This is a genomic window from Candidatus Rokuibacteriota bacterium (assembly GCA_016209385.1).
GTDB lineage: Bacteria > Methylomirabilota > Methylomirabilia > Rokubacteriales > CSP1-6 > JACQWB01.
Map to the genome: position 1 here is coordinate 1 of JACQWB010000190.1, position 23,370 is coordinate 23,370.

The following is a 23,370-nucleotide window of genomic DNA, read 5'->3' on the forward strand; positions in this document are numbered from 1 at the left end:
GCGTGCTTCAGCGCTCTCCGCAGGAGGCTGGCGCTGTCAGTCTCGGCTCCTAAGTCTTGGGCCAGGTTCAGGAAGGCCGACAGTTCGGCGCTGCACGCCTGGGGCTTGATTTCGCAGGAGGAGGACAGGCCGTCCGGGCTTGGGTCCGTGCTGGAGCGAGTCTCTGTCGCCACGTCGACTCCTAGTCCACTGGAACGACAGGAGCCCGATGGAAGAGCGAGCTCACGCGGAGGCCGACTCGCTCATAAACTGCCGGCGGGACGCCGATATCGCCCACCCAGAGTCGGCCCACATATGGCTTCGCGGTTGGCGCCAGAAGTCCGCGCTTGGGCAAGCCCAACGTCAGGGTGGTGTGGGCCCGGATACAGGGATTGGAGGTCTCGCCGGTGTCCGGGTGAAGCCCCGACGGAAGATCCAGCGCCAGGATCGGACGACAGCTCCCGTTGGCCTGGCGAATGAGCGTGGCGATCGCCCCCCGTGGCGGACCGTTCAGGCTGTACCCCAGGAGCGCATCGATCACGAGGGCACTCGGCCCCAGGCAGGCGGCCAACGCTTCGGCATCCCCGGAGTCGAAGACAACGATCCGCACCCCCATCCGGAGGAGGGTCGCGTGCTGCTGCGCCGCGATTTCTTTCAGGCGGACCGCGGCCTGGCCCAGGACCACCACGACCGAGGCGCCGGCGTTCGCGAGGTGTCTGGCGGCGACCATCCCTCCGCCCCCATTGTTCCCCGGCCCGACCAGCACCACGATCTTCTTGCGCTCGAGCTCGCCTCCGAGGAGGGTTCGGGCCACCTCGGTGAGATTCCGTCCCGCGTGCTCCATCATCTGAGGGAGCCCGATCCCCAACTCCTCCACCATGAGACGATCGATCTCCGTCATCTCCTTGACTGTGACGCTGGGAAGCACGTCAGACCTCCACCCGACCAGGCGGGATCGGGACATCACCGGGTCGCATTGGTATGTGCAGAAGTGGAGGAGCCTTCTGCCGCTCCGGCGATTCCACCGAGCAGGGCCCCGTACATGGCGTGGGCGATGAGCGAGGCCATCACGGCCATCAGTCCGCCTGCCTTCGCGCTAAACATTCCGCCCCCCATCATGGGTGTGACGAGGGCCTGCGAGAGGAACCACAAGATCAGCCCCCAGATCGTTCCCTTCAGCCATGGCTCGCCGGGCAGGACACGATACAACAGATACGCATAGATCAACGGGAACACGACACTCCCGTCGAGCAGGTGCATCAGCATGCCCATCATCCAACTGCCGCCGAGCATCCCACCGAGCATGGCCGCCACATCCATCGGCCTGCCGAGCATCATGGGAGCGACAAAGTACATCATCAGGGTCATGACCACCGTTCCCACAACTCCACCGAGGATCGCCTTCGCGGGGTTTGGGCGCATCGCGTGACTCCCTTCTGAAATGGGTTGCTGCACGGTCCAGTTCTTCATCGGCGCGCGTCGAGGCCGAGGAGGGTCCGCGTCCGGTCCGGCCGGGCTGTTGGGCGACCAATCCGCCCGGATTCGTGGCCCTTGGTTCGGTGCCGCATGGGTCGACCGCCTGAATCGTCGGCCTCCTCGCGCACCGGTTGGCTGGGTTCGGACGACCGCCGTGGTTCGTCACTTGCCGGGCGTTGGCGGGCGGATTCTCTTCGGCCGGCAAGGGCGTTGAGGAGGCCTTCACCGCACGGATCATTCGCGCGAGGTATGTCAGCCGCCGGTCGTCCACCGAAGTAGTCGATGTACGAGTCGATCGCACGGGGACGGTCCAACTTGAAGAGCTTCCGGCGGGCGAGCGCTCTCGTCTGTGACATGGCGCGTCTTCCTTTCTGCGGGAAACTTTGCTCTTGTTCTACCTGTTACACCTGCTCCCGCTTACCCCGACACCCGGTAAGATAGAACGAGCGCCGGAGAAGATTCGCAGCCGGTCGCGTGAATCTCCCGACAGAACAGGCCCCTCTTATGGAGAAGGGGCCGGTTCCGCCAGCCCCGAACGGCCGGGCAGGCAACGGGAAAGTCGGGCCCAGCCCGCCGGACCGAGGAGGAGGAATTCTACCGTCGGGTTACCTTCTGACCCCTGTGTTGAGGATGACGCCGGCAAAGAGGTCCAATACCGGTCCTAGACGAAGAGGTCCGGGAGAGGCTGGAAGCCTACCAAGGACTCACCGCTTGTGCTGGTTCAGGCCTTTGGGACTTTCCCCGCGCGGTGGCCGGGTGCTCCCTCCTCCCGCCTAGTGACCCCCTCTCCTCACGCCGCAGTAGCGGGAGTGCCAGAAGCGGCAAGAGGCCGACTCCACCGACCGTGATCATCAGCATGCCAAGGTTCGAATAGTCCTGCTGGCTGACGTCGAAGGCCGTGTTCAGGTAGCGAGTAAAAAGTTCGCTGGCGGAGAGGGCTAGGTTCATGAGCGATGCCATGGTTGCGAACATTGTCGCCTCGGCGCCTCGCGGCGCAGTTTTCGCAATGAGGACCAGGATCGGCACCATCGTGAGCTGGCCGAGCGGCGCCGAGATCGTGGTGTCGATGAAGGCGAACGTCCGCGCGCCGAGGCCGAACCACTCGTTGGCGCCATAGAAGAGCCCGATATTGGGCAGGTACAGCACGCTGGCGGCCACGGTCACCCACAGGAGCGTGAAGCTTACCGGCCGCGCGATGATCGTCCGGCGGAACAGGAGCAGACCGACCAGGCTCAGCACCGAACTCACCTGCGCGAGGGCTCCGAGGAACCGCTGGTCAAAGCCGAGCCGGTCGATGGCCCAGTAGCTGTACCCCTGGCCCACGCCAGGGACCGCGCGAAAGAGAAAGACCACAAAGGCGGCTACAGCCACCGCTCGCGAGACGCCCACCCGGGCCAGCAGCAACCCGATAAGCCCGCCCGAGACCAGCAGCACGATCTCCTGCGCGAAGGGCACCTGCAAAGTCTCCAGGAGGACGCCGAGCGCTGCGTAGCTGGCACCCACCGCCATCACGAGGCGTGCCTTGCCGCCTCCGAGCGGGCCGTTGTCCGTCGCGGCCGGGCGCCCTCGCGCGCCCGTCCGAACGAATCCCGCGCTCGCGCCGACGATCAGCGGCAAGACCATCGCGACCGCGAACACGCCCTGCGCCCCGATCCTGCCAGCGAGCCAGCCGCCGAGATACCCCACGCTGATGCCGCCCAGGAGCAGCGCCATGCGGCCCAGCGCCTGGATCTGGCCCAGCTCCTCGTCGGTCCGCGCCAGCTCGACGGTCAGCGCATCGGCGACGACGTCCTGAATCATGAACCCGATCGTCACCAGCAGCATGACGAGCAGGAAGGCGCCCTTCGTCTCAATTACGGTGGCGAGCGCTCCGTAACCGCCCAGCGAGCAGACCGCGCCCAGCAGGAGGTAGGCCGCGCGGCGGCTTCCGAAGATCGGGTACACGTCGGACGCGACGCCGACAACCATCTTCATGGCCCACGGCAGTCCAAGCCAGAAGGTAATGCTCGCGACCTCGGCCGGTGTCAGCCGGAGCGTATCCTTCTCGAAGAAGACGAGGGCGACACCGGTGATGCTGCCGGCGCCATAGCAGAAGTACGTGAGGAGCGCCGGGAGATAGGCCGGCCGGAACCCGCCCAGCAGCCGGTGAACAACACTGGCTGCACGGGCGACCGATGGCGCGCCAGTCAGCAGATCTTGCATTGCGCGATCATGTGGCGTCGCCGTCATTTCCCCGAAGCCGCGGTTGATCCATTGGCCGATTCCGTAACGGAAGGGTCACCCTCGTGGGGCGTCAGCGCGCCAACGTAGTAATGTTTCGTACCCTTCGCGTTCATCGCGTCCCCAATCCTGGTGAGGGCGTGAACGTACGCTGCAGTTCGCAGGGACATCGAGTGCTGTTTGGCTAAAGCCCAGATTTTCTCGCCCGCCTCAACCATCTTGCGCTTCAGCCTGGCGTTCACTTCGTCTAACGTCCAGTAGAGCCCCGTCCGATTCTGCACCCACTCGAAATAACTCACCGTGACCCCGCCCGCGTTGGTCAGAATATCGGGGAACACACGAATTCCATTCCGCTCGAGGGTGTCATCTGCGGCAGGGGTGATCGGCCCATTAGCCACCTCAAAGATGAGAGTGGCTTTTATGTCGTCGGCGTTGGCTTCCGTGATCTGATTTTCGAGGGCGGCCGGGATGAGGATATCGACGTCCAGCATCAAGAGCTCTGCATTGGTAAGCCTGTCGTGGTCGACGCTGTGACAGACGGAACCTTTGCAGTAAACCGCTTTGAGTTCACGAGTCGATTCCTTGAATTGCTTCACGCTGGGGATGTCTAACCCGTCTTTGGAATAGATCGCTCCGCTGGAATCGCTGACGGCGACAACCTTGTAACCGGCCTTAAACAGAATCTCCGCCAAGATGGAGCCGGCGTTCCCGAACCCCTGAATGGCGACGGCGGGCTCGTTCGGCAGATGGGAAAACTCGGGCCGCACGGCTTCCATGAGAAAAAAGGTCCCCATCGCCGTCGCTGTCTCACGGCCGAGACTGCCTCCCATCGTCAGTGGTTTTCCCGTGATCACCGCAGGGGTGATGTGCCGGCGGATAATGCTGTACTGATCCATCATCCACCCCATGATCATCTGGTTCGTGTAGACGTCGGGGGCAGGAATGTCGCTGTCGGGACCGATAAAATCCGCGACCGCGTCAATGTATCCCCGGCTCAGCCGCTCGAGTTCAAACCTGGATAGGGCCTTCGGATCAACCGTGATTCCGCCCTTGGCTCCGCCGAACGGGAGGTCCAGGGCGGCGCATTTGAAGGTCATCCAGAACGCCAGCGTTTCGACTTCGTCGAGCGTGACGGCCGCGTGGTATCGGATCCCTCCCTTTGTGGGTCCTCGAGTATCGTCGTAGTGAACCCGATAGCCAGGGAACACCTTGAGGTCGCCGTTGTCCATGCGGACCGGGATGGCCACCGTCACGCTCAGCTTCGGACGCTTCAGGCGTTCAACGGCGTCGGTCGATAGGACGACGTAGGGCAATGCGGCTTCGAGTCTTTGCTGTGCAGCCGAAAGCAACGATCCTGGCATGTGCCTTTCTCCTTTTGCCCGGGCAGGGTGTGTTTGCCTATCGGGTTTGTTCCCCGAGTTCGTGTGGGAACTCGGGGTAGACTATGGGTTTATAAATCTCCCGCTCAGTGTGAGGCCGCAACAGCCGTCTTCCTTCTGAACGCGCTGGAGAACCTCCAACCTGTCAGCCCCGCGCTGACCCGCTCCACGAAGAGGAGAACAAGGGCGGCGCCGAGTGGCCACTGGAAGAGGTTCCTGGCCTCGGCTGGGGAGTGCGCGCGGATCTTCAGCCGTGTGAGCGTCTCTTGCAGCTCTCGGCCGGAGATGACTCTGGAATAGGCTCCCTTGGTCCCGGCCGCGATCTCTTTCATCATGCCCTCATCGAGCCTCGTCGTGACGACCTCGCCGTTCAACGTCAGCCACCCCGAAAACCCGGCGTTGCTGTCGTATTGCGGTATCTTCGATGCCACAGGACCTCCCAAGCCGAAGGCGAAGATCCTGATCCCCTTCGAGCGGGCCTCCCCCACAGCCAAGCGAAGATCCTCCGGATGGTCGTGTCCTCCGTCGGAGAACAGGAGGACAACCCGTTCTCCCTGCCGACTCTCGAAGAATCGGACGGCGCTCCTGATCCCTTGAGCAATGTCCGACCCTCCCGGCGGAGCCGATTCGAGGAAGACCCAGTTGGTCAGGATGAATTTCAAGGCCGTATGGTCCGCCGTCAGGGGAGCCTGCTGGAACGCCGCCCCCGCGAAGGTGACGATGCCCACCCTCGTTCCAGCCAGACCGGGGAGCGCCTCGAAGATCATCGCCTTCGCCTTGCCGAGACGGGAGATCTTCGGTGCGTAGTCCTCTGCGCCCATGCTCCGCGACACATCGAGGAGCAGCACGATGTCCGGGAGCCTTCGGTCGTTTTCCCCCGATTTGGTCGCCGATACCGGCCTGGCGAGAGCTGCGGCAACCCCGATGAGTGCTAGGGAAAGGAAGAGAGGCCGGAGCCGTCGGGGCCACTCGGGCCCGAGACCGGAAAACTGGCTCACCAGAGGCAGTTCGCCGAAGGCCTTCAAAAAGGCCTGCCGTCTCCGCATCTCTACGAGCGCCAGTCCCAAGAGGAGGAGGAGCAGCGGAATCAACCACATCGCCGATGGATTAGAGAAGCTGAGATCCTTGATCATCCTAGATGCCGGCCTTTCCGGACACAGAGCTGCCCTGACCCATCTCGTCTCCGGCTCTCCCCAGGTCTTGAGCCTGTTTCAGAGAGGCATTGGTTCCCTCTTCCTCCGAGATCTGGACTCGGGTGTAAAGCGTCTCGAGGTTCGATTTGGCGTCCCAGTCCGACGGGTCAAGGCGGAGCGCCTCCCGGAACATCTCCGCTGCCTCTCGGACTTTCCCTTGCACGGCAAACACATTGCCCAGGTTGTAGTGAGCTTTTGCCCGGAGAGCCGGGGATCGGCTCCGGGAAATAGCTTCCTGGAAATAACGCGCTGCCACTGCAAACTGCCCGGCCGCGGAGGCTCTCACCCCTCGGTTATAGGCGATGAGGTCCCTGGAGGCGAGGAGGTTTCCCCCCGCACGCTCGAAGTCGCGGTTGTCGAATTTCGCTTCCTCGGTCGCCCTCGCGCCAGCGGCCACCAGATCGACATATCCGCGTTTCTGATACCAACCGAGAAAGACCGAGGTTGTTCCGGCCGCGAGCAGGCCCACCGCGATGGCGGTCCGAAGCCGAAGCCAGTTCATGCGTCTTCCCTCCAATGGCTCAGGGAATTCGTGGAGCCAGTGTTGCTCCAACGATGGCCAATGTCAGGCACGCCAGCCCTCCGAGCGTGAACCCGGCGTAGAGGTCCCGATGGATGAGCCGCTTCTCGACCACCACGAGGGATGGCTCGAGCCGGTCAATCTCCTGGAACCGGCTCCAAAACTCTGCAGCCCTGTTGACATTCCAGACGCGCCCGCCGCTACGGCTCACGAGATCGAGGATGTCAGCGGACTCTCCGAGATCAATCCCCAGGAGATAGAGATGGATTCCTATGGCGGTCAACTTCGCCTGGATCTCCTGCCGGAGGGGGGTGGGAACGGGAGCTTCGCCATCCGTCACGAGGATGATCGCCTTGGCGTTGGACTGGCCGAGTTGCTGGAAATGTGTCAACGCGTGCTCTAACGGTTTGGCCAGATCGGTCCCACCCAGGTCTGGGCGCAGCTCGCGGATCTTCTCCCGAATGATCTCGAGGTCGCTGCTCAGGGGCCAGCTTCCGTACGTCTCGTTACCAAAGACCAACAGGCCAATCCGATCTCCCCGCCGCCGTTCGACAAACGCTAGCGCGGCCTCTTTAGCGAGGTCGATCTTCCTGCCGCCTCCGGCCCGGAGGTCGTCCGCCATGCTGCCGGAGAGGTCGATGGCCAGGATGATGTCCCGCGCCTGGAATCGTTCCTTCTCGACGGCTTGGCCCCACTGGGGGCGCGCGAGGGCCACCAGCAGGAGGCAGATCCCAAGTCCCATGGTCCAATGCGGTACCCGCACCCACAAGGGGGCACGAGGGACGTCGCCGAAGAGACCGAGGGTTGAGTACCCCAGGTGTGGTCTCGCTCTCGCCAGGAGGACTGGGAGGAAGAGAAGCCCCAGAAGAAGGAGGAACGGGTCAGCGAGACGCACCGTTGCCCCCATGAGTCGGGCAGCCGACCCGTTCAAGACGATCGATCAGAGCCGCCACCTCTCGGATGATGTTCTCTTTTTCCGCTGGGGCCGGATGATGTCCGTCGTAGATAACTTCGCTGTACCGCTCTAAAATCGCGGTGAGCTCCTTCTCCAGCGGATGTCCCCTGAAGCGCTCCCTGATCTGATGGATCGTTTGCGCACGCGCGGGGATTCCACACTCCTCTCTCAGGAAACGACGCAGCACGGCGCCGACCTTGAGGAACATGTCGGGCGTCTTCTCCTCACAGGCCAGGTACCGCCCCCGAAGCACTCTGAGCCTGCCGAGGGCGCGCCTGCCGGCCGGCGAGAGTTCCTCCCTGGAGCGGCGCTTCCACCACCGAGCGGCATTCCACGCCAGCATCAGCAGCGCGGGCGTCAGGAGTACGCCGCCCAGGCTCACAGCGCCCCAGAAGAACCACGCCGTGGGCGGAAGCACTGATCCTTTATTGGCTCTCAGGACTCGCCGGCCGACCGCGGTGGGAGAGAGGAAGAAGACGTGAGGGGGAAGGGTGACAGTGCGGTAAACGTACCCGCCGTCCGCCGATCGGTCCCCCGGCAGCGCGAAGCGAAGCTCGATCGGGGGAAAGACCACGCCCACGGCTGACATGGCCGGGACAAAGGTCTGGAGGGTGAACTCGATGCGATAGGCCGAGCCCGAGGCGGTCCTGGAATGGCCGATCCGAACGTCCCGGACTTCAAACGCCCCGACCGTGTCTCCCCCATGGGGCAGGTTCTCCAGATCGATTACCACGCTGGTCTCCGCCTCGATCAGCAGGGTAAGCGAGATCAGATCGCCGATGTGGTAGCCGAAGTCCCGCGGGGTCTCGAAGCGGGCGGAGATTGAAGGCTTCTCCAGCGCGGCCTGGGCCAGGGGTGTCAATGGCCAGGCAAGGAGGGCTAACGTGCAGGCTGAGATCAGCCACTTCCGCATGGAGCCATCCTCCGCCGACGGAGGAAGAGCCTGGCGATCTCGTTCAGCGGATCGATGGTGGGGTTCACTCGCATGGCATCGACTCCCGCCCGCCGGAAGACGGCGGTCAGCTCCTCATCGCGTCTGCTCAGCCGCTCCATCCAGGCCTCGCGGCTCTTTCGATTCAGCCAGATGCTCCGATGGGCTCCTGTCTCGAGGTCCCGCATCTGAATGAACCCGGTTCCCTCAGGGAGCGATCGCTCTCGCGGGTCGTCGATGATGACCGGAACGAGATCATGGTAGCGGGCCGCCGTCCTCACCGCAGGCTCAAGCACGGCGAGATCCTCCTGGAAATCGGAGAGCGCGAAGAGAAGTGACCGCTTTCTGGGCAACCGCTCGAGCACCGTGGAAAAACTGGCGCTTCCACTGGAGCCGGCCGCACTTCCTAAAATGGCGGCCGGGATCAGGAGTCGGTACTCCGGCGAGTGCCGAGGCGGCCAGTAATCCTCCACCTTCGAGGCATGGCCGAGGTAGCCAACCGAATCGCCCATGCGCCAGGCGACGTGAGCCAGCGCTGCCGCAATTTCGGCCGCCACCCTCCGCTTCGGAGCTCGCTCCGTCCCGAAGTCCATGGAGCCGCTGAGGTCGACAACAAGGAAAACCTGGAGCTGCCGCTCTTCGATCAGGGTGTTCTTGAGGACTCGCATCGCGCCGGTCCGGGCGGTGGCCTTCCAGTTGATCCAGCGCGGATCTTCCCCCAGGTCATAGCGGGTGATCTTCTCAAACTCGAGGCCGGCGCCTCGAAAGCGGCTCGGCCGTCTCCCCGCGCCGACCTGGGACACGTACCAGCGGATATAGAAATCCACACGGGCGAGCTTTCTCAGAAGGTCGTTCATGGCACTCGGACGTGGGCGAGGATCTGCCGGATCGCCTCCTCGGCGGTGAACCTCTCTGCCTCCGCCCCGTACTCCAGGATGATCCGGTGCCGGAGCACTTCCATGGCGATCTCCTGGATGTCCTCCGGGTGGACCGAGTAGCGGCCGTTGAAGAAGGCCTGGACCCTGGCGGCGTCCCGCAAGGCCAGCATGGCCCGGGGTGATGCCCCCATCTTGATCTTCCCCTCCAGCTCCTTGAGCCGGTACCCGCGGGGGTCTCGGGTGGCCCGGCAGAGGTCCGTGATGTAGAACTGGGCCGGCCTCTCGACCTTCACCGATTTCTTGATCTCTTCCCTGAGGTCGACAAGATCTCCTGGCTTGAGAACGGCGCGGATCCCCTCGAGGCGGTCCCGTTGATCGAGATAGGCGTTCTCGAGGATTCGCAGCTCCGCCTCCCGGGTGGGGTATGAGACCAGGAGCTTGAAGAGAAAGCGATCGAGCTGGGCCTCGGGAAGCGGATACGTCCCTTCCTGTTCGACGGGGTTCTGGGTCGCCAGGACGATGAACGGGTCTCCCAGCCCGAAGGTTTCCTTTCCCATGATCGTCACCTGCCGCTCCTGCATCGCCTGGAGCAGCGCGGCCTGGGTCTTGGCAGGCGCACGATTGATTTCGTCCACGAGGACCAGGGTTGGGCCGATGATCGGTCCTTTCTCGACTTCAAACCGGCCGTTGACGTAGAGGTAGGTCCCGACAATGTCGCTCGGCATCATGTCTGGGACCATCTGGATCCTCCGGAATGTCCCTCCGATGGCTTGCCCTACGGCGGACGCGAGAAGCGTCTTGGCCAAGCCAGGGGCGCCTTCGAGCAGCACGTGTCCGTCCGAGAGCAGCGCGACGAACACCTGTCGGATCAGGCCCCGCTGGCCGACGACGACCTTTTCGACCTCGTCGATCGCCTGATGGACCCGCTCCAGGGCATCCGGTTTCATGGGAGAAGCTCATCCCTCCTCGCGCGGCGCGTCGAGCGATTTCCTGAAGGTCTCGAGGTCCGCGCGCATCTGGCCCAGGTCAGCTTCCACCTTGTGGAGTCCGGTTTCGAGCTTCGCCAAAGACGCGAAGATGTCGCCCCAATGTCGGTGGCGGATCATCGAATCCTCCGCCAAGGTAACTAAACCCTGCCTCATCGCACTCTCCCGATTTGTGGTTCCCTCCACATGCGCGTGAAACGGGCTGCCGGCTCATCCATGCACCCATACGACGGAGGCGGGAGCGGGCAGGATTCGCGATGCGGTGCTGAATCTCCACGCCGGGAGGCGCCCTCTAATTACCGTCGGGGTGCGGTTGCCGAAGCGGAGCGGCTGTGCTGCTTTAGCGCCCCCCCGGCTAGAGGGCAACTCCGGGTCACGGGAGGAGACGGTGCCGTACCAAGTCAGCCGATGGCTACGACGCATGGTGACCGTAGGCGTCGCGGTGGTAATCGCCAATTTTGTCTCGGTGTCGGGTTCAAGCGGGGAGACGACCGTCGGAGACACGGACGGGGTGACGGCTCTGGAGGCTGCTCAGCTGGCGGGCTTGGAGTCCCGCTCGGGCGCCAGAGCGCGCGCGCCGGTCTCCGCCGAGATTGTGGAGGACGGATTTATCGAGGAGTACGACCCGTGGGAGCCCTTTAACGAGACCATGTTTTCCTTCAACCGGGAGCTCGACCGGGTCGTCCTGAAGCCGGTGGCAAAGGGGTGGGACAAAGTCCTCCCCGACCCCCTCCAGCTGAGCCTCGGCAGGGCCTTCGACAACCTGGGCATGCCCCGCCGTCTGGTGAATAACCTTTTCCAGGTCAAGATCACCGGGGCGGGCCGGGAGCTCGCCCGCTTTGTGCTGAACAGCACCATTGGCATTGCCGGTCTCTTCGACGTGGCCAAGGGGCTTGGTATCGAAGAGAGCGATGAAGACACCGGCCAGACCCTGGGCGTCTACGGGGTGGGCCCGGGGCCCTACCTGGTCCTGCCCTTGTTGCCCCCTCTCACGGTCCGCGACGGGATCGGGTTCGCGGCTGATGCCGCGCTCGATCCGTTCAACTACGTCGTCTTTCCCGGTGCCGCGCTGACGAGCATAGGGGTTGGGAAGCGCGTCAATGACCGGGCGCTGAACCTGGAGCTCTTCGAGACCGTCGAGGAGACCAGCCTCGACCTCTACAGCGCGGCGCGGAACGCGTATCTCCAACGGCGCCAAAAGGCGATCGAGGAATAGTTGGCGGAGGAACCCGGATGGCCGAAGTTCTGTCGACCATTCCCGAGTGCCGCGCTGAGATCAGGAAGGTTCGCTCCCGAGGTCTGACCGCGGGTTTGGTGCCCACCATGGGCGCCCTTCACGAAGGGCATCTCAGCCTCGTTCGGCAATCGCAGGTCGACTGTGACCTCACCGTCGTGAGCATCTTTGTCAATCCCCTCCAGTTCGGGCCCAACGAAGATTTCGCGGCCTATCCTCGCGATCTCCATGCGGACGTGCGGCTTTTGCGAGATATGGAGCACCGTCCGGTCCTTATCTTTGCGCCGTCGGGGACGGAGATGTACCCGCCAAAACCGCTCACCTTCGTGGTTCAGGCAGAGCTTGGCGATCATTTGTGCGGCCCGTTTCGTCCCGGTCACTTCCGGGGGGTCCTAACGGTGGTGCTCAAGCTGTTCGAGATCGTTCAACCGGATCACGCGTATTTTGGAAAGAAGGATTATCAGCAGTGGCGCATGATCGAGCGGATGGCGTCCGATCTCAGTCTGCCCGTGGACGTGATCGGCATGCCCACCGTGCGCGAACCGGACGATTTGGCAATGAGTTCACGGAACCGGTACCTTTCAGCTGAAGAGCGGAAGAAAGCGCTTTGCCTCTATCACGCGCTCGTGGCCGGCCGAGACTCTGTCCGGAATGGGGAGACGAAGGCGGCGCGGATCTCCGAGGTGATGATGCAGACAGTAGGGAGGACCGAAGGGGTGCGGGTCGATTACTTGTCCGTAGTGGACCCTCAGACCCTCCAACCGGTTGAGAACATCGAGGGACGAGTCCTGCTCGCCGGCGCCGTTCGATTGGGTCGCAGTCGGCTCATCGATAATTTGGAGGTTGAGTAGAGATCGCTGAGGCCAGTAGAAGACCCCGACCTTCAGGGGACGGGTGGTCGTTCGAGCCGAGGGGCTTCGGACGAGCCGCAGGCGTGGCAGTTCGAGCCGAGGCGCTTCGGCAGAGGCAGCCTCATCGCCTGCGCCAGCGCCGAGGCGAGGCCCGAGTAGATGAGCCACGAGGCGAGGACCGATAGGAGGGTGATGTTCTCGAATCTTCCCGGGCGCCTCCGACGTCGTATGGGTGCGTCGGAGAGCATCCGGAGCGATAGACGACGGAAGGAGGATCCTGATGAAACGAGCCAGCATCGGTCTCGCGCTCATCCTTGCGGTCGCACTCGGCTCCTTGGCCCTGCCAGGAGCGGCCTGGGCATGGGGCGGCCATGCCTTTCATGGCGGTCCTCACGCGAGCGTTCACCACGGCCATGGGGGTGCCTTCATAGGGCATGGGCATCCTTTCATCCACCACAACTTCGGAATCCATCACCGTCCTCACTTCACTCACCACGGGTTCACGCACCACTCCGTGCCGGTGCACCCGGTTCCCGAGCCGCTGTGGGTCCCGGGTTTCTGGCACTGGAACGGCTTTGGGTGGGTCTGGGTGCCCGGCTACTGGATCAGGTAACCCCGCCTCTGGCCGGCAGCCCGGAGGTCTCAGGACTGGTGAGGAGGAAGCCCGCCTGGACTGAGATCATCGCGCCACCCAACCAAGGCCAGGCGAAACGGGAAGTACCGCCGTACGCGCGGACGGGCCAACCCAGCTTGATCCGCCAGCCAGGCCATCTCCTCAGGCGTGAACCCGCGCAGGACTGTCCGCCGCGATCCCTCCCGGAACAGGTCGCTCTTCAAGATCTTGGCGAGGATCGGGATGGCCAGGCAGGGGAACCAGTGGCGTTCGACATCGCTCACGAGGACGGCGCGGGACGCCAGCGCTCCCCACGCGCGGAGGAGGGCCACGGCCTCGTCCAACGCGAAGTAGTGGAGGAGCATGGACGAAAAGACATAATCGAAGCTGCCCGGACGGAATGGGAGCCGCACCGCGTCGGCCTGGACAATGTGGATCTCGGGAAAGCCACGGCTCGCGGCAGCCGCATGGTGGATCACCTCAGAATCCTGGTCCACGCCGACGACGTAGAGGTCGATGCCGGTTCGCCGGGCCCACGTCACCAGGGCGCGGGGGATGTCCGCTCTCCCGCAGCCCACGTCCAAAAGGCGGAGACGCTCACCCCGGTGGCGCGCGAGTAGTTGCCGCAGCGGGCCCACGAGGCTTCGGGCGCCTCCAAAGTACCGGTTGGCGACCGCCAGACGATCCAGGGCGGAGGCGACTTCCTCCGGGGAGCCGCCAAAGCGATGCGGGAGGCATGTCGGTTCAAGGCGCGGTGGGCGTTGAAAGTAGAGCCGTTTCATGGTGGGAATTTTAGCCCTGGTCCGCCCGTTCATCCACCAGGAGAACCATCCGTGAGGACGCGATCGGCGGTTCAGCTCGTTGCCAACCCTCGGGCGGGGAACGGGAAAGGGCTTGCGCTCGCGGAGCGGTTGCAGGCGAGCCTTCGAGCGAGCGGCCGTGAAGCGCGGACACTCGTGGTCCGCGACTCCCTCGAGGCTCGCGCGTGGGTCAAAGGGTGCCGGGGTGACTTCGGCTACCTGCTCTGCGTGGGCGGAGACAGCACGCTCAGCGAGATCGCCCCCCTCGCCCTCCGGCATCAGGTCCCCCTCGTTCCTGTCCCCGTAGGCTTCGGCAACATTTTCGCTCGAACCTTCGGGCATCGGGCTCGGATCCCGTCTGTCCTCGACCTCCTGGACCGCGGGGAAGTCCGCTGGGTCGATGTCGGCGTCGAGCGGGACGGTTTCTTCCTTTCCAACCGGGGCGTCGGTTTCCTCGAAGAGGTGAAGCAGGCAGTGGAGACCCGGGCGGCGCTTCCGCACTCGGGTCTCCTCCGCTACCTCGCCTATGTCCGGACCGCTCTGGAGATGATCAACTCCGCGCCGCTGCCTTCCATCCGGGTCGAAGTGGACGGAGCGCCGATCGCGGAGGAGGCGGTGATGGCGATCGTAGCTAACGTCCCCACGTACCGGGGTTTTCTCACGTTTACTCCCACGACGACGCCCTTTGACGGCCTCCTTGATGCCTTCGTGGTACCCCCGATGACAAAGCGAGCGTTGGTCTCGCTCCTCCTCGCGTTCCTGTTTCGGCTCCCGGGTCGATGGCAACGGGTGTCCTATCGACGCGGGAAGCGGGTCTCGCTGACAGTGCGCGGCCATCGGGCCGAGGAGCTTGGCGTACTGCCCAGTAGCCTGCCGATTCTGACGCCTCCCGGTCCGCGCTTCACGCCGACACCGCGGGCTACCAAGGGCGTGGTGAATCGCCCGCTTAGGCTTTTCGCCCGGACCGTTCCGGCCGCTCTGAGCCCCCGATGAGCCCGTTCTCCCGGACCGGTCGGCTCCTCCATCACCTGGTTTGCGTGTCCGCGAGGCGCCCGATCCTGACAGTTGTCTTCTCGCTGACGCTGGCCGCCGTCGCGCTCCTGTACACCGTCCACGCGCTCACATTCCAAACGTCGAACCTCCGCCTCCTCCCTCCGGGGCAGCGCTACGCCACGCTGTTCGCCGAGTACGTCCAGGATTTTGGCGAGCTGAACGACATCGTCATCGCGGTCGAGGCGCAGAGCCCCGAAGAAGCCAAGGCCTACGCCGCCCGCCTGGTGCGCGAGCTGAAGAAAAGCCCCCTGAAGTTCAAGCGGGTGACGTACCGCATCGATCCCAAGCACTTCGAGGGGCAAGCCCTCCTCTACCTGTCCGTACCCGAGCTGGCTGAGATTCGCGACAGGATCTTCGACCACCAGCAGTTCATTGAGGCCTACGCCGCCCACCCCACGCTGGACGAGCTCCTCGAGGGGATCAACCGGCAGCTCGCGGCGAGCTTCCTGTCGCACTTCTTCGACCTGGGGCTCCAAGATAGCGGGCCGGGGGACCTCCGCTTCCTCGACGAGCTGCTCGTCCAGCTCGGGAGCCGCATAGACGGCCCCGCCCCTTACCATTCCCCCTGGGGCACGATCTTCTCCTTTGGCGCGGCCGAGGAAGCCGACTCGGGCTATTTCCTCTCCGACGACAAGCGCCTTCTGTTCATGCTCGTGGAGCAGACGAGGGAGGAGGGGAACTTTACGGACAACGGGGAGAGGATCGAGGTCATCCGAGCCGCGATCGCCCGCCTTCGCGACGAGTTTCCACGCGTCCAGGCCGGCGTCACGGGGTCGCCGGCCCTCTCGAACGACGAGATGATTACCGCCTTCCGCGACAGCAGAGTCGCCACGCTCCTGGCCTTCGCCCTCACTCTCGGCCTGGTGCTCCTCATGTTCTGGCGGGTAGGCAAGCCGTTGCTGATGCTGGCCGCCCTGGCCGTGAGCCTGGCCTGGTCGCTCGGGATCATCACGCTGACGGTTGGCCACCTGACCATCTTCTCGGTGATGTTCATCTCCCTGATGGTGGGGATCGGGATCGACTACGGCATCTACTTCCTGTTTCGCTACGAGGAGGAAATCCTGCTGGGGCGGAACCTCCGGGAGGCGCTCGAGCTGACTGCCGCGCGCAGCGGGCCGGGGATCCTCCTGGGCGCGCTCACCGCCGCCGGAACATTCGCCGTGCTGATGTTCACCGAGTTCCGGGGGATCCAGGAGTTCGGCTTCGTCTCCGGCACGGCCATCGTGATGGCGTTCGTGAGCATGCTGACTTTCTTCCCCGCTCTCCTGGTGCTGGTGGATCGACGCCACGCCAGCCGACCGCGGGGGAGCGTGCCCCGCCCCCACGAGCTGGAAAGGGTCCGCGTGCCGGCGCTCGAATGGCTCACGCGCTACCCCAAGACGATCCTGCTGGCAGCAGGGCTGCTGACCACCTTCGCGCTCTGGGGAGCCCGCACCGTGGGCTTTGACTATAACCTCTTGAACCTCCAGGCCAAAGGCACCGAGTCCGTACGCTGGGAGAAGAAAATTCTGGCCGATGCGGGCCGATCCGGATTCACCGCCCTGGCCACCGCGGAGACTCTCGATGAGCTTCGCCGGAAGCACGAGGCGTTCGACCGGCTTGCTTCGGTCTCCGAGGTGGACAGCGTGCTGAGGCTGATCCCCGAGCGCCCGGTTGAGAAGATCCGGATCATCCGGGACTTCGCCCCGCTCGTGGCTCCGGTGCGGCTCGGGATCGCCACGACGCTGGACCTGAACCAGGTCCGCGAGACACTCAAGACCCTCAAACGGCGCTTCGACCTGGCGGTCGCCGAGGCGGGACCTGAAGGCCCCGGGAAACAGATCGGGTCACTGCGATCCCGGGTCGGCACTATCCTTGAGAAGCTCGACGGCGAGGATCCCGAGATCATCCGCTCGTCGCTGAACCAGTTCCAGGCTCAGCTCTACAAGGACTTCGCCAAGAAGGTCCACGACTTCCAGCGGAACCTGCAGCCGCGGCCGGTCACGATCGGGAACGTGCCCGAGGAGCTGAGGCGGAAGTTCATCGGCAAGAGTGGGCGCTTCCTGCTTCGGATCCACCCCAATGTGGATATCTGGGAGCGCGATGGCGCTGAGCGATTCGTAACGGAAGTCCGGTCGGTGGATCGCGACGTGACCGGATCTCCCGTGATCACGTACGAGGCGATCCGGTTCATGGAGAAGGCCTACTTCCAGGGCGCCATCTACGCCTTCATCCTGGTCTCGGCCTTGGCGGCGTTGATGCTCCGGCGCCTCCGGGAGACCGCCCTGGCGCTCACGCCACTCCTGCTGGGCACCCTCTGGGCGGTGGGATTGATGCAGGTCTTCGGCCTGGAGTTCAACCTGGCCAACGTCTGGGCGCTCCCGCTCATCATCGGGACGGCGGCCGAGTACGGGCTGAACGTGGTCGTCCGCTACATGGAGGGGCGGGCCCAGGATGGCCCGCTGCTGGCTCGGAGCACGGTGATGGCGGTCACCCTCAACGGCCTGACGACCATCGGCGGGTTCGGGAGCCTCATGGTAGCCCAGCACCAGGGGATCTGGAGCCTCGGGCTCCTGCTCACCCTCGGAGCGACCACGAGTCTGGTCTCCTCCCTCATCGTGCTGCCGGCGCTGATCCGCCTCCTCGACCGGGCGGCCATCCATGAGGCCCGCGCCATCGCCGCGTCAGCAGCCTGACCTTCGTTCCGCGCCAGGCGCCCCAAGCCGCCCGAGCCTAGGACAATCGGAGGGGGCCTCGACGGCCCCCTCCGAGGCCTCCCCCAGGAATCGGCCGCGCGGGCCGGGTACCCGCGCCGAAGGCGTAGGTGCGCGCTCGAAGGGCATTACTCCGACACGCTTCTAGGTGTGGGCGCCAGCCCGTTGGGCCCCGAGGGGGACGTGGACGTAAAGCTCGGCAGGCTGCGGCCTGGGCGTGGCGAGCGGAGGCGGCCGCATCGGGTACTTGATTTCCCTGAAGTGATCCGCGTATTGCCGCTCCGGGTTATAGACGGTGCCGAACTTCCAGAGCATCCGGACGAAGTTCGTCTGGCCGTGGAGGAGAAGCCGGAGGGCGGATGTCGCTGTGCGCCGAAGCGCGGCAACGCCGAGGTGCTTGCGGTTCAGCACCGCCTGCGTCTTGACCAGCTCCTCGTAGAAGCGCCGGAGCGGCAGCCGGGTGGGCAGGACAGCGTGCTGGACGTCGAAGAGCCGGTAATCGAGCGTGGTGAGCTTCCGCGCCTCGGTGCGCCAGGTCTCGGTTCCCGGATAGGGGGTGTTCACCGTGAGGTGGACGATCTCGGGGACGCTCAGGGCCCACTCCCGGATCGCCGCGAAGCGGCGCTCGTCCCAATCCGGGTCCGCGATGATGTTGACAGCCACCGTGAGGCCGAGGGCGCGCGCCACCTCCAGGGCCTTGAAGTTCTCGCCCGGCGTGACGCGCTTTCGGTGGAGCTTGAGGCCTTCCTCGTCGAGGGCCTCGAGCCCCAGGAACATGTAGCGGAGCCCGAGCCGTTTCCAGTAGGCGAAGACCTCCCGGTTCCGGATCAGGACATCGCACCGTGTCTCGAGGTAGTACTGCTTCCGGATCTTCCGGCGCTCGATTTCCCGCCCGATGGCGGAGCCGTGCTCGGGCTGGATGAAGGCGACATCATCCACGAGGAAGACGTTGGGTTCCTGGATCCGCGCCAGATCCTCGGCGGCGGCCTCCGGGGACAGCTTGCGGTAGCTCCGGCCGTAAAAGGTCCAGGCACTGCAGAAGGCGCAGTCCCACGGACAGCCGCGCGTGAGCTCGATCGACGCGCACGGGTCGAGGATTCCGATGAAATACTTGCGCCGGCGCCGGGTCAGGTCCCGGGCGGGAAGATGTCGGTCGAGGCTGTCCAGCAGCGTGGGCGGCGGCCCGGTCCCGTTCAGCGCGACCACGCCCGGGAGCTTCTCGATGCCTCGCCCACCAACCGCTTCCAGGAGCCTCGGGGTGATGGCCTCGCCCTCGCCGCGCACCACGCAGTCGAGGGCCCCGCGGGCATGCTCGAGGAGCTCCGGAGTGATGAACGAGGCGCTGTGCCCGCCCACAAAGACGAAGCAGCGCCGCAGGAGACGCTTTGTCGCTGCGGCCAGGTCGATCACCTCGGGAACGTTCGCGAGGTAGTTCAGCGAGAAGCCCACCGCGTCCGGCTTGAAGGCGTTGAGTTCGCGGTGGAAGTGATGGTGCCGGAAGATCTGGAGATCGAGCAGTCGCACGTCGTGCCCCGCCGAGCGGGCGGCCGCCGCCACCCGCTCCAGCCCGAGCGGCTCCAGCCTCAGGTACAGCTCGGAGTACATCAACGGGCTGGGATGCACCAAAAGGAGGCGAATCGTTTCCTCCGCGATTGTTTCGAAATCTCTCGCGTGGGAGCCCGTCCGCTCCCGTCAGGGCTGGCGGAACAACTGCTCCTTGACGGCGTCCCTGATGACTCTGTCCCGGCGCTGGAGGTACGCGTTCCGCACGGCGCTATAGAGGTCGAGGACGGTCTCTTCGACGGTCTCAAACAGCTCCAGGTTGAACGCCCGGTCGTTGATGCGGTCCGCTGCCGGGATAGCCAGCAGCGCCGCGGTCGGGAAGATGACGTAGTTGAACGGATCGAGCGCCCCATCAATGGCGAGGCCGATTCCGTCGCGGACCGTGAGGGGGGGCAAGAAGGGCAGGTTCAGGTACGGCCCGGGCCCCACGCCGTAGACTCCGAAGGTCTGCCCGGTGTCCGCGTCCTTCTTTTCGATGCCCAGGGGCTTCGCGACGTCAAACAGCCCGCCGATCCCGAACGTGCTATTGACGAGAAACCGTGCCAGTTCCAGGCCGGCAGCTTCGAGTCGGAGCTGGAAGAGCTTGTTCACGAAGCGGCGCGGCATGCCGAGGTTATCGACCGCATCTTTCAGGCTCCGCTGCACGCGGTCGGGCAGGATCTTGTCCCACGCCTTTGCCACCGGCTTCACGACGAACTGATCGAGCTTCCGATTAAAAGTGAACATGGCTTCGTTGAAGGGCTCCCACGGGTCGTATTCCTCGATGAATTCTTCCCGCCGAAGCTCCAGTGAGGCCTTCATGACTCCTGCGGCGTCCGAGCCGGGGTCCGTGCTGGCAAGGCGAACAGCGTGCCGGAGCATCTCCGCGTCGGCGACCCTGTCGGTCTCGGTGTCGAACAGGCCGCGGGTGGTGAGGCTCAACCCTTCCAGGCGGACGTCGATGGCGGGTGCGATCGAGGCGTGGGAGAGGCTTGGGAAGGACGCGTCTAAGAAGGCTTCGGCGTGGTTCGGCCGCCCGGTAGCCGGGCCACGCTCCTCGTCAGCGAAGACGGCGGTCAGGGGCCGGAGGAGGTCGGCGGTGACCGGCCCCGCCGCTGAAGCCTCGACCGCATAACCGGGCTGGGGTTTGCGGAGGACACCGTCGTCTAACTCCACGGCTGCACCGGCCACCCCGGCTATGCTCGCGACCAGAGCGGCGACAACCACTGCGACCATCCGCGCCGGTGACCCGCTGGGCGCGCGTGTCATGGTCTCCTCCTTTCCGTCATAGACGGAAATATCAAAGGCGTTCTCGGGCTCCATGGCCCGGCGAAGGCCAACCCCGCGCTGAGGGCAACCTCCGTCCTCGAACCCTCCCCCGGCCCCACGGTGCGTTCAGCGGCCGCCCCCGACCCGATCGCCCACATTCCGGTGACTCGGGGCGTTTCGATGGAGAATCGCAGGGACGCCGGGACGCGGGCGGAGCGTCAGGCCCGGATCGAGGTCGACGCGACTACCCGGGACGAGCGTGAAGTGGTAGCGCTGCGCCACCATCGCGACGACCAGCTGCATTTCGACTAATGCGAACCCGCTGCCGATGCAGCTGCGCGGTCCGCCACCGAACGGAAAGTAGGCGAAACGCGGACGGTCCGCTGATCGCTCGGGGGTAAAGCGCTCGGGATCGAACCTGTCCGGATCGTCCCAGAAGCCGGGATGGCGGTGCGTCACGAAGGGGCTGAGTAGGACGATGGCGTTCGCCGCGATGCGATACCCGCCGATCTCGTCGCCGTCGAGGGGCATCCGCGCGGTCACCCAGGTAGGCGGGTAGAGCCTCAGGACTTCCTCGATCAGCATGCGCGTATACTGCAGGGCGGAGACATCCTCCGCACCCGGGGAACGCCCGTCGAGAACCGCGCGGAGCTCTCGCTGGAGCTCCTGTCCCGCCCCCGGGTTCTCGGACAGGACGTACCAGACCCAGGCCAGGGCGCTTGCCGTGGTCGTCTGCCCGGCGACGAGGAGCGCCTTGAGCTCGTCGTGGAGTTCTGCATCGCTCATCCGTTCACCGCTGTCCGCGTCGCGCACTTCCAGCAGCCAGGAAAAGAGAGTCCCCGGAGAGGCTCCCTCGCGGCGAGCTTGGTCGATCGTGCCTGACAGGAACGCGTCGAGCGCCCGCAGCGCACGTCGGAGTCGACGGTTGCCTCGCGTGAGGACGTCGAGCCAACCGAGAGGACTCCACAACCGTCGGTTGGCGTACTCCAACGCGATGCCCAGCGCTTGGGCGACGGTTCGAGCCTCGGCGGCAGCGACATCGCCGAACAGCACCCGGAGGATGATCGCGCGCGTCAAGTCCGTCATCTCGCTCAGAAGGTCGAGCGGCTCGTTTCGCTCGGCGATGCGCTGCCAGCGGTCCAGCATCGCGGCAGTGGCCTCGGTGACGATGGGCACGGAGGCCGTGAGCCGCCTGGGCTGGAAGGCGGGCCGCATCAGCTGGCGCTGGCGGCGCCAGCGGTCGCCGTCAACGGTGGTGAGGCTGTCGCCGAAGAGCGGCCTCACGCGTGAGGCTGGCGGACTCTTGCAATAGGCGCCGTGGTTATCCTGCAGCACGTGCTTGACGTGGTCGGGATGGCTGAGGAGATACACGCGTCGGACGCCGAATCGCATCGAGACGACGTCGCCGTACCGCCGCGCGCTCTCGAGGAAAAACCGGAGCGGGTCCTTCCGGGCCGTGGGGAACACCCCGACAAGCGGATACCCGCGTGGCCCGGGCGGGGCTTTGGAGTGAAAACGAACCGGACGGAGCCCCAGAATCACTTCCTCACGCCCGTCCTGGAGGCCGTGCGCGCCGGCCGCGGGTCGCCCGTGCCGTCATCGGGCGACCGCCGCGCGGTCGTTCACATTCTTCCTGTACGCCGGAGGTGGGGAGACGTAGCCGTGTTCGACGAACCACGCCACCGCGTCTCTGAGCGCCAGCTCGACCGGCGTCTGGGGGAGACCGAGCTCTCTTACCGCCTTTTCGGTGCTGAAGTACATGTGCTTCCGGGCCATCCGCACGCCGGTGAGCGGAACGCGCGGCGGCTTCCCGGTCACGCGGGCCATGCCTTCCATGGCGAGCGCCACGAGCCAGATCAGGGCGTACGGGACTCGAAAGCGGGGGGCGGGCAGCCCGGTGATTTGCGCGAGCAGCTCGAAGATCTCGGTCAGCGAGTAGTTCCGGTTGCCGAGAATGTACTTCTCTCCCACGCGTCCCTTCCGGGCGGCCAGGATGTGTCCTCGAGCGACGTCCGCCGCATGGACGAGGTTGAGGCCGGTGTCGAGCGTTCCGAACATTCGCCCCTTGAGGAAGTCCAAGACCATCTGGCCCGTTGGCGTGGGTTTCACGTCCCACGGCCCAATCGGGTTTGTCGGGTTCACGATCACGATGGGGAGGCCCCGAGCTGCATACTCCTCGGCCGCCCGCTCCGCCAGGAACTTCGAGCGCTTGTAATCACCGATCATGTCCTGAAGGCTGACCGGCGTGGCTTCCGTGCCGGGCCGGCCATCTTTCGGGATCCCCAGCGTGCCACAGCTCGAGGTGTAGACCACTCGCTCGACTCCGGCCCGCGCACACGCTTCCAGAACGCTGCGGGTGCCTTCGACGTTGGTGCGGTAGAGCACGCTTGGATCCGGTGCCCAGAGCCGGTAGTCGGCCGCGACGTGAAAAACCAGGCGGCAGCCGGCGACCGGCCGCCCCAGGGAGTCCGGTTCCACGAGGTCGCCGTAGACCACCTCCACAGGACATCCCGTTAACGCTTTCCGGGTGCTCGTCGGACGCACCAGGACCCGCACGCGGTACCCATCAGCGAGAAGGGCCCGTACGAGATTCGCCCCCACGAAGCCAGTAGCGCCGGTGACCAGGACATCCATCGCCTTTGCTCCTCGGAATGGCTCGCCCGCCTTGCTGGAGGGCCCGGGGCCCGCGCCATAGGCGCCAAAGGTCTGCCCGGTGTCCGCATCGGTCTTCTCGATGCCAGTCTCCTTTGCGACGTCGAAGAAGCCGGGGCCGGGCTGGACAAGCTGACCGCTACAAG

General features: G+C 65.0%; 21 protein-coding genes. 5 read left to right on the forward strand and 16 right to left on the reverse strand.

Annotation, left to right across the window (positions count from 1 at the left end):
- Window positions 1–181: 181 nt before the first annotated feature.
- The 11 genes from HY726_13550 to HY726_13600 all read right to left on the reverse strand — a co-directional run bounded on the left by HY726_13550 (window position 182) and on the right by HY726_13600 (window position 10,637).
- Window positions 182–907, reverse strand: a complete 726-nt coding sequence (locus HY726_13550) for an NAD(P)H-hydrate epimerase (GenBank protein MBI4610021.1) — start codon at window positions 905–907, stop codon at window positions 182–184.
- A gap of 35 nt (window positions 908–942) precedes the next feature.
- On the reverse strand, window positions 943–1,449 hold the full coding sequence (locus HY726_13555; GenBank protein MBI4610022.1) for a hypothetical protein: 507 nt from the start codon (window positions 1,447–1,449) through the stop codon (window positions 943–945).
- A gap of 699 nt (window positions 1,450–2,148) precedes the next feature.
- Window positions 2,149–3,657, reverse strand: coding sequence for a hypothetical protein (locus tag HY726_13560; protein MBI4610023.1), 1,509 nt, complete (start codon window positions 3,655–3,657; stop codon window positions 2,149–2,151).
- 23 nt (window positions 3,658–3,680) lie between these two features.
- Window positions 3,681–5,036 carry a Glu/Leu/Phe/Val dehydrogenase gene (locus HY726_13565; GenBank protein MBI4610024.1) on the reverse strand — a complete coding sequence of 452 codons (1,356 nt, stop codon included), beginning with the start codon at window positions 5,034–5,036 and terminating at the stop codon, window positions 3,681–3,683.
- Window positions 5,037–5,140: 104 nt separating this feature from the next.
- On the reverse strand, window positions 5,141–6,187 hold the full coding sequence (locus tag HY726_13570) for a VWA domain-containing protein (protein ID MBI4610025.1): 1,047 nt from the start codon (window positions 6,185–6,187) through the stop codon (window positions 5,141–5,143).
- 1 nt (window position 6,188) lies between these two features.
- Window positions 6,189–6,749 (reverse strand): tetratricopeptide repeat protein, encoded by a 561-nt coding sequence (locus HY726_13575; protein MBI4610026.1) that lies wholly within the window; start codon window positions 6,747–6,749, stop codon window positions 6,189–6,191.
- A 19-nt stretch (window positions 6,750–6,768) separates the two neighbouring features.
- Window positions 6,769–7,509: a VWA domain-containing protein gene (locus HY726_13580; protein MBI4610027.1), complete on the reverse strand. Its 741-nt coding sequence runs from the start codon at window positions 7,507–7,509 to the stop codon at window positions 6,769–6,771.
- 139 nt (window positions 7,510–7,648) lie between these two features.
- Window positions 7,649–8,635 carry a hypothetical protein gene (locus HY726_13585; protein MBI4610028.1) on the reverse strand — a complete coding sequence of 329 codons (987 nt, stop codon included), beginning with the start codon at window positions 8,633–8,635 and terminating at the stop codon, window positions 7,649–7,651.
- On the reverse strand, window positions 8,620–9,510 hold the full coding sequence (locus HY726_13590; GenBank protein ID MBI4610029.1) for a DUF58 domain-containing protein: 891 nt from the start codon (window positions 9,508–9,510) through the stop codon (window positions 8,620–8,622). Before HY726_13590 ends, HY726_13585 begins: the two co-directional genes overlap by 16 nt.
- A complete protein-coding gene (locus tag HY726_13595) occupies window positions 9,507–10,478 on the reverse strand; it encodes a MoxR family ATPase (GenBank protein ID MBI4610030.1) in 972 nt (323 codons plus the stop codon). The genes HY726_13590 and HY726_13595 overlap by 4 nt, the downstream gene beginning before the upstream one ends.
- A 9-nt stretch (window positions 10,479–10,487) precedes the next feature.
- On the reverse strand, window positions 10,488–10,637 hold the full coding sequence (locus tag HY726_13600) for a hypothetical protein (protein ID MBI4610031.1): 150 nt from the start codon (window positions 10,635–10,637) through the stop codon (window positions 10,488–10,490).
- A gap of 268 nt (window positions 10,638–10,905) precedes the next feature.
- Here HY726_13600 and HY726_13605 point away from each other — a divergent pair, with 268 nt between their 5' ends.
- From HY726_13605 to HY726_13615, 3 genes are all read left to right on the forward strand, one after another.
- On the forward strand, window positions 10,906–11,733 hold the full coding sequence (locus tag HY726_13605) for a VacJ family lipoprotein (protein ID MBI4610032.1): 828 nt from the start codon (window positions 10,906–10,908) through the stop codon (window positions 11,731–11,733).
- 17 nt (window positions 11,734–11,750) lie between these two features.
- Complete coding sequence (locus tag HY726_13610; protein MBI4610033.1) at window positions 11,751–12,602, forward strand: pantoate--beta-alanine ligase; 852 nt, start codon at window positions 11,751–11,753, stop codon at window positions 12,600–12,602.
- Between the two features lie 280 nt (window positions 12,603–12,882).
- On the forward strand, window positions 12,883–13,215 hold the full coding sequence (locus HY726_13615; GenBank protein MBI4610034.1) for a YXWGXW repeat-containing protein: 333 nt from the start codon (window positions 12,883–12,885) through the stop codon (window positions 13,213–13,215).
- 29 nt (window positions 13,216–13,244) lie between these two features.
- On the opposite strand, the gene HY726_13620 is transcribed toward HY726_13615, so the two are convergent.
- Window positions 13,245–13,853, reverse strand: a complete 609-nt coding sequence (locus tag HY726_13620) for a methyltransferase domain-containing protein (protein ID MBI4610035.1) — start codon at window positions 13,851–13,853, stop codon at window positions 13,245–13,247.
- Between the two features lie 195 nt (window positions 13,854–14,048).
- On the opposite strand from HY726_13620, the gene HY726_13625 reads away from it, so the two are divergent.
- Together HY726_13625 and HY726_13630 are read left to right on the forward strand one after the other, a co-directional pair.
- Window positions 14,049–15,008, forward strand: a complete 960-nt coding sequence (locus HY726_13625; protein MBI4610036.1) for a hypothetical protein — start codon at window positions 14,049–14,051, stop codon at window positions 15,006–15,008.
- Window positions 15,005–17,743 carry an MMPL family transporter gene (locus HY726_13630; protein MBI4610037.1) on the forward strand — a complete coding sequence of 913 codons (2,739 nt, stop codon included), beginning with the start codon at window positions 15,005–15,007 and terminating at the stop codon, window positions 17,741–17,743. Before HY726_13625 ends, HY726_13630 begins: the two co-directional genes overlap by 4 nt.
- Window positions 17,744–17,905: 162 nt before the next feature.
- Here HY726_13630 and hpnR read toward each other — a convergent pair whose 3' ends face one another.
- From hpnR to HY726_13650, 4 genes are all read right to left on the reverse strand, one after another.
- On the reverse strand, window positions 17,906–19,399 hold the full coding sequence (gene hpnR / locus HY726_13635) for a hopanoid C-3 methylase HpnR (protein ID MBI4610038.1): 1,494 nt from the start codon (window positions 19,397–19,399) through the stop codon (window positions 17,906–17,908).
- Between the two features lie 54 nt (window positions 19,400–19,453).
- On the reverse strand, window positions 19,454–20,572 hold the full coding sequence (locus HY726_13640; GenBank protein MBI4610039.1) for a VacJ family lipoprotein: 1,119 nt from the start codon (window positions 20,570–20,572) through the stop codon (window positions 19,454–19,456).
- 126 nt (window positions 20,573–20,698) lie between these two features.
- The gene (locus HY726_13645; GenBank protein MBI4610040.1) at window positions 20,699–22,114 is read right to left on the reverse strand and encodes a cytochrome P450; all 1,416 of its coding nucleotides are present in this window, start codon (window positions 22,112–22,114) and stop codon (window positions 20,699–20,701) included.
- Window positions 22,115–22,168: 54 nt separating this feature from the next.
- Window positions 22,169–23,206 carry an NAD-dependent epimerase/dehydratase family protein gene (locus tag HY726_13650; protein MBI4610041.1) on the reverse strand — a complete coding sequence of 346 codons (1,038 nt, stop codon included), beginning with the start codon at window positions 23,204–23,206 and terminating at the stop codon, window positions 22,169–22,171.
- Window positions 23,207–23,370 lie beyond the last annotated feature (164 nt).